This window comes from Pseudorhodoplanes sp., from assembly GCF_035565855.1.
In the GTDB taxonomy this organism is placed as follows: Bacteria; Pseudomonadota; Alphaproteobacteria; order Rhizobiales; family Xanthobacteraceae; genus Pseudorhodoplanes.
This window is the reverse complement of sequence record NZ_DATMRX010000049.1, coordinates 1-5,791: the sequence shown is the minus strand read 5'-3', so window position 1 is coordinate 5,791 and position 5,791 is coordinate 1. Positions and strand designations below refer to the sequence as shown.

Below are 5,791 nucleotides of genomic sequence, written 5' to 3'. Positions count from 1 at the left end.
ACCTTCTCGGCTGACGTTGCCGGCGATTGCGACGAGTTGATGTGTCGCCGCCACTGGCGGATGGCCGACACCCTTCTCCGGGATCGGCACAAGAGGATTAGAAAACGTATCCGCAAGCTGATCCGGCTTGCCAGCCACAAGGCGATCCGCGCCAAAGGAGACGACAGGATCGACCGAGTGTGGCAACGCCTGCGGCGCGCCGAACAAGCCGCGTGGCAATCCATCAAAGAGGACGTGACGATCAAGGCCGCGCTCGACGCCGAGGCGGCGCCAAAGCGCCGCCCGCGGCATGACATGGAGCCGAGCCTTGGCTGACGATTTCGATAGTTCGCGGGAAGCGATGCGGCGTGCCCAGGCACGCATGACCACGCTCGGCCAGAAGATTTGCGACGAGTGGATGGAGCGGCTCGAACGCCGCGCCGCTGTTGCGTTGAAGTTCTATAGAGCCGACGAGTTGTCGTGGGCTTATCACCCAGGCGAGCCAGAACCGCGGCTTGTCGTTACGCCGAGGCCGCGCCGTGACTGATAGGACCGCGGACGTGAAGGAGATCGAGCGCGCCGTCGTGCTGATGGCTTACGTCGTCGTGACGCACGGCCCGGCATATAGCCCGGTCCTCGAATATCTTGAGCAGGAGTTGGCCGCGGCTCGGGATCGCAACCCTGTGGCGCGCGCACAACGGCTTCTCGAAAACTACACCTTGGACGGCGGCCGAAACGCGATGCGCTTGAGCCACCGCACCTTCTGATCCAGCGTCGGGCCGGCACCGTATTTCGGCCGCTGGAACTTGTGCCCCATCAGCGCCGCGATCAGCTTGTCCGGAGCCTCTACCGCGGACAAGCGATCCTCGAACGTATGGCGCAGCGAGTACATCGAGTGCTGCGGCGTCGGTAAGAGCTTCCTCGTTTCGAGAACCTTGTTCACCAGATTGGACAAGGATGTGGACTTGTCCCGGTATCGCGGGAAGCCATCCGGTTGCATCTGCATCGCGTCGAGCGCCACCCCGACGAGCGGGATGTCGCGCTGCGACTGTAGCGTCTTCATGCGCCGGCCGTCTGGTCGGACCTGCACATGCGGAATGTCGCCATCGAGGATAATCGTCTCGGCCGTCAGGTTGACCGCCTCGGACGGCCGCATCCCAGTTTCGACCATCAGGAAGATCACGCGGCGCGCTTCCGGGTTAAGCGTGTCGAGTGCGCCGGGCGCCAGGAGACTACGCTGCACAAAGTCCGGAGGGAACGGCGGGCGCGAGTGATCTACCTTCCCCGCGATCCGCAGCCGCGAAAATACCGGCTCAAGGTTGAGCCGGCGCGCCTCGTTTACGACGCGCCACATCGAACTCATCACGGCAATCTTCTTGTTCGCTGACGAGATCGCAATACCTTCCTTGGTGACACGGTTCTGCCAGAACTCGCGAAGATCGAGCGCGTTGTCGCGGGTGATCTGGTCAAGGTTCTTGTCGCCCATAGCCTTGATCGCGCACTGGACCGCGGAGGTGATGAAGTTGTGGCGCTGACGTTTTTGGTCTGGCGACATATCGGACATTGCCGCCCGCATCTGCGTCTCATACTCGGCAACCAGATCAGATAGCCGCAGTCGCGGCCGCTCGACGCCGCCGAGCAGCGCCTCGACGGTCTGGCGATCTTCCAGCGCCCCCTTTTCCTCTAGCGCCCGGAGCCGAGCCAGCACCTCGGCGAGCCCTCGGCTCGGGAGATCTTGCGCCAGGACATAGTCGAACCCGAGCGAGCGCGCCCTAGCGCGCGCCGCGTCGTAGCGGCTCCGCGCCTCGGCGCTGCCGCCATTGGACAGGCCGTTCCAATAGGCTTCGAGGTTGCGGTTAAGCTCGTCCACGACGAGTATGGCGCGGGCGCTGCGCGGATCGTCGGCGACCCGGATATTGGTGCTGATACGGACCAGCTTGCGTCGGTCGAGGTGTTCAAATCGCTTCGGGACGCGCCGGATCAAATACCAGACGCCGTCCCGCTTTATCGGGCGGACAGGCTTCATGAATTGAGTGATCGTTATCCAGTTGTATCGCGGAAGCGATACTAGCCTACCGCTCGTGTGAAAATACAACGGTTTTTTTGTCGCTAGTTCAAAAGCTTAACCGATAAGATTGCGAAGGCCGCAATGGCTCTCGAACCGGACCCCGCGCAGCACGACCATTTCGTCGTAACCCTCGATCTCGTCGAAGGATTTCTGCAATACCTGCTCGGGATCCTGAGTATAGCCGACGAAGGCCTCCTCCAGCGCGCGGGTCACCCGCGCAGGGGTTTCGACCAAGCCCTGGCGATCCGGATCGTCGCCCGTCCATCGAAGGATCGTTCGCACCGCCGCCTCGACCTCCGCCCGGTCGGGCCGGCCGGAATGGGCATGCAGCGACCTGACAGGCTCGAGCGCGCGCACGTTAGAACTCATGGCAATCCTCTCCTTCGTCCGGCATCCGGGGATGATGACGGTCGTTAGATGGATTGCGGGACAAAAGGTTCCCGCTGCCGGATGAGCGGATTTCAAACCGCCGAGCGCCCGGCACGCCGCCCGATCGGCGGCAGCCACCCTAAAAAGAGAGCCTTAGTTTTTGACTTCGCGCGTGCGGCGCGCGAAACGGGCGGCAAGGGCAGCGGACCACGCCCGCCGCTTCAGCCGCATCCCCTCGATCGCCATGAGCGCGGCCGGTGTGACGATCAACGTCAGGATCGTCGCAAAGCCAAGGCCGAACACGATGGCGGTGGACAGGCTGATCCACCACTGCGTCGCCGGCGCGCCGACGGACACCTCGCGACTGAGGAACTCGATGTTCACGCCGAACGCAATCGGCAGCACGCCGAGGATCGCCGTCACCGCCGTCAGCACCACGGGCCGAGCGCGCTCACGGCACGTCTCCACGATGGCGTCGTAGGCGTTCATGCCCTCATGCCGAAGCCGATCATAAGTATCTATGAGCACGATGTTGTTGTTGACGATGACACCGGCGTTGGCGATCACGCCGATGCCGGTCATGACCACGCCGAACGGCTGCCCCATGATGAGCAGGCCGAGCAGCACGCCGATGGTCGAGAGCACGACGGCGGACAGCACCAGCGCCACCGATGTCAGCCGATTGAACTGCGCCAGCAGGATCGCGAAGATGAGGAAGATCGCGGTGCCGAACGCCTTCATCAGGAAGGCCGACGCCTTGGCGCGCTCCTCGTCTTCACCCTTTAATTTCCATGTCACGCCGTTGCCGAGATCGGTCTTCGCCAACTCCTGCGCGATTTCTTCCTGCAGCGTCGCGGTTTGCACGCCCTGCGCCACGTTCGCCGAGACGGTCATGACGCGATTGCCCGCTACGCGATTGATGTAGCCGACACGTTGAGCCGGAACGCGCTCGACGAAGTTGCCGATCGGCACCGCACCGGACGGCGTCTGCACGCGCAATTCGTCGATCTGGTCGAGGCTGCGCCGGCCCTCGGGAAAACGCACCAGGATATCGACGGCCTTATCGCTGCTGGCGGGGCGGTATTCGGTCACCTTCACGCCATTGGTAACAAGCTGAACGGCTGTCCCGACCGTCGCCGGGTTGGCGCCGAATTTCGCGGCCTCGGCCTGGTTGACCTCGATCTTCCAATCGATGCCGGGCAGCGGCAGGCCATCGTCGAGATCGCGAATGTCGCTGCGTTGCGCCAGCATCGCCGCGACCTTCTTGGCCGCCGCAGGCAGCATGTCGGGATCGAGCGCACCAAGTTGCACCTGAATCGGTTTTCCGGTCGGCGGACCGGCGCGCGGCGCGGTCACCTCCACCAGGATGCCGGGAATGTCCGCCGTCGCCTCGCGGATGCCGTCCATGATCTCGTGCGCCGGCGGGCGCGCGCGCCAGTCGGAGAATTCAAACTGAATGACGCCGATGGTGTCTTCGCTGATCTCGCTCGAACCACGCGGCTGCTCGCCGACGCGGGTGTAGACCGTCTGCAATCCCTTGGCTTGCAGGACGTGCTGCTCGACATCGGCGAGGAGACGATTCTTTTCATCGAGCGAGAGATTGCCGCGCGCGTGGACAATCACCTGACCATAGTCGGGCTCCACCGCCGGGAAGAATTCGACGCCACGACCGAACTTGCCGTAACCAACTTGCACCGCGATGAGAAGCCCCGCCGCGATGGCGAGCGTCGCGCCGGGCCGGCGCAACGCAAGCCGCACCGTGCGCATATAAAGGCCGTTCTCACGCGAGCGATCGTCATGCGGATGGGTGGCTGCCTTGCCGAGCAACGCGCCGAGCGTCGGTGTGAAGAACAGTGCGACGGCAAGCGAGGCGGAGAGTGTGGCAATCAGCGTGATCGGCAGATATTTCATGAACTCGCCGACCACGCCGGGCCAGAACAGCAGTGGCGAGAACGCGGCCACGCGGGTTGCGGTTGCGGCGATCACCGGCCCCGACATCCGTTTGGCGGCCTGCGCATAGGCCTCCTTCGGCGGCACGCCTTCGCCCATCCGCCGTTCGGCGAACTCCGAAACGATGATGGCGTCATCGACCAGCATGCCGACCGCAAGGATCAGCGAGAACAGCACCACGATGTTGACGGTGAGCCCGCCCAATTGCAGGCCGAGGACGCCGGCAAGGAACGAGGCCGGGATCGCGATGCCGATGAACAGCGACGCACGGAATCCGAGCGCGAACAGGATGATGATCGCGACCAGCAGAACGCCGGTCGCCACCGAGTTCTGCAAGTCGGCCAGCATCTGCCGGATCACCTTCGACTTGTCCTGCGTGAACGTGACCTGAAGCGCGTCCGGCCACGTCTTGCGCAGTGCCTCGATGGTCTTCTTCACGCCATCGACGGTTTCGATCAGGTTGGCGCCGGTGCGCTTCGACACCTCGATGGTCATCGCCGGCTGGCCGTTGACGCGCGTCACCGAGGTTGCGTCCTTGAACGTCGGCTTGATGCGAACCACATCGCCGATGGTGACCGCCGCGCCGCTCGATGCGGCAAGCGGAATCTTCAGCACGTCCTGCGGCCGCTCGATCAGGCTCGGCACCTTCACGGCGAAACGTCCGGTGGAGCCTTCCAACGCGCCGGCGGCGACGAGACTGTTGGAGGCATTGAAGCCCGCGATCAATTGATCGAGCGACACGCCGTAGCTTTTCATCAGCATCGGCTCGGCGATGATCTCCACCGCTTCGTCGCGGGCGCCGCGCAGTTCCGCCGACAGGACGCCAGGAACCTGCTCCACCGCGTTCTTGGCGTTGCGGGCGATCTGCAGCATGGTGCGCTCGGGAACCTGCCCGGATAGCGCCACGACCAGCACCGGGTAGAGCGACAGGTTGACCTCCTGCACGCTCGGCTCGTCGGCATCCTTGGGCAGATCGCGCTTGGCCTGGTCCACCTTGGCGCGCACGTCGGCGAGCGCGGCCTTCGAATCGAACCCGGCCTCGAATTCGAGCAGCACGTAGCCGCCGCCCTCATAGGCGGTGGAGCGCATCTCCTTGACGTTGCCGACCGACTTGAGCTGCGTCTCGACCGGCCGCAGCAGAAGCCGCTCGGAATCCTCCGGGCTGATGCCGCGCTGGGTGAGCTGGACGTAGACGATCGGGATGCGGACGTCCGGCTCCGCCTCCTTGGGGATCGTCTCATAGGCCACGAGCCCCGCCGTGAGCAGGAACAGGAGCGTGACGATGGTCAGCCGCGCGTGGCTGATGGCGTAGTCGATCAACCGGGCCATGACGGCAATCCGTGACTATGAATCCGTGGTTCGCACCGCCCGCTCAGCGGCTGGCGGCAAGCTCAGTCGCAGGCACCGCGCTGACGCGATTGCCCT

At 64.2% G+C, this 5,791-nt stretch carries 5 protein-coding genes and 1 pseudogene; 3 read left to right on the top strand and 3 right to left on the bottom strand.

Features of this window, described 5'->3' with window-relative positions; genetic code table 11:
- The 3 genes from VN004_RS02875 to VN004_RS02865 form a co-directional block, all read left to right on the top strand.
- Positions 1–315 (top strand): hypothetical protein (locus VN004_RS02875; RefSeq protein ID WP_325606817.1); only part of this gene is annotated, 315 nt, incomplete at its 5' end.
- Positions 308–526 (top strand): hypothetical protein, encoded by a 219-nt coding sequence (locus tag VN004_RS02870; protein WP_325606815.1) that lies wholly within the window; start codon positions 308–310, stop codon positions 524–526. The genes VN004_RS02875 and VN004_RS02870, both read left to right, overlap by 8 nt.
- Positions 527–539: 13 nt before the next feature.
- On the top strand, positions 540–746 hold the full coding sequence (locus tag VN004_RS02865; protein ID WP_325606814.1) for a hypothetical protein: 207 nt from the start codon (positions 540–542) through the stop codon (positions 744–746).
- Here VN004_RS02865 and VN004_RS02860 read toward each other — a convergent pair.
- The 3 genes and pseudogenes from VN004_RS02860 to VN004_RS02850 all read right to left on the bottom strand — a co-directional run bounded on the left by VN004_RS02860 (position 692) and on the right by VN004_RS02850 (position 5,695).
- Positions 692–2,005: a tyrosine-type recombinase/integrase gene (locus tag VN004_RS02860; protein ID WP_325606812.1), complete on the bottom strand. Its 1,314-nt coding sequence runs from the start codon at positions 2,003–2,005 to the stop codon at positions 692–694. The two genes, VN004_RS02865 and VN004_RS02860, sit on opposite strands and share 55 nt — an antisense overlap.
- Positions 2,006–2,125: 120 nt before the next feature.
- Positions 2,126–2,416, bottom strand: a pseudogene (locus tag VN004_RS02855) (GTP cyclohydrolase I); the annotation flags it as partial.
- Between the two features lie 153 nt (positions 2,417–2,569).
- Positions 2,570–5,695, bottom strand: a complete 3,126-nt coding sequence (locus VN004_RS02850) for an efflux RND transporter permease subunit (RefSeq protein ID WP_325606810.1) — start codon at positions 5,693–5,695, stop codon at positions 2,570–2,572.
- Between the last annotated feature and the right edge of the window lie 96 nt (positions 5,696–5,791).

What these genes read in the sequence shown, in the direction of transcription:
- VN004_RS02860 (WP_325606812.1), bottom strand. Translation starts at nt 2,005, where the DNA reads ATGAAGCCTGTCCGCCCGATAAAGCGGGACGGCGTCTGGTATTTGATC.
- VN004_RS02850 (WP_325606810.1), bottom strand. Translation starts at nt 5,695, where the DNA reads ATGGCCCGGTTGATCGACTACGCCATCAGCCACGCGCGGCTGACCATC.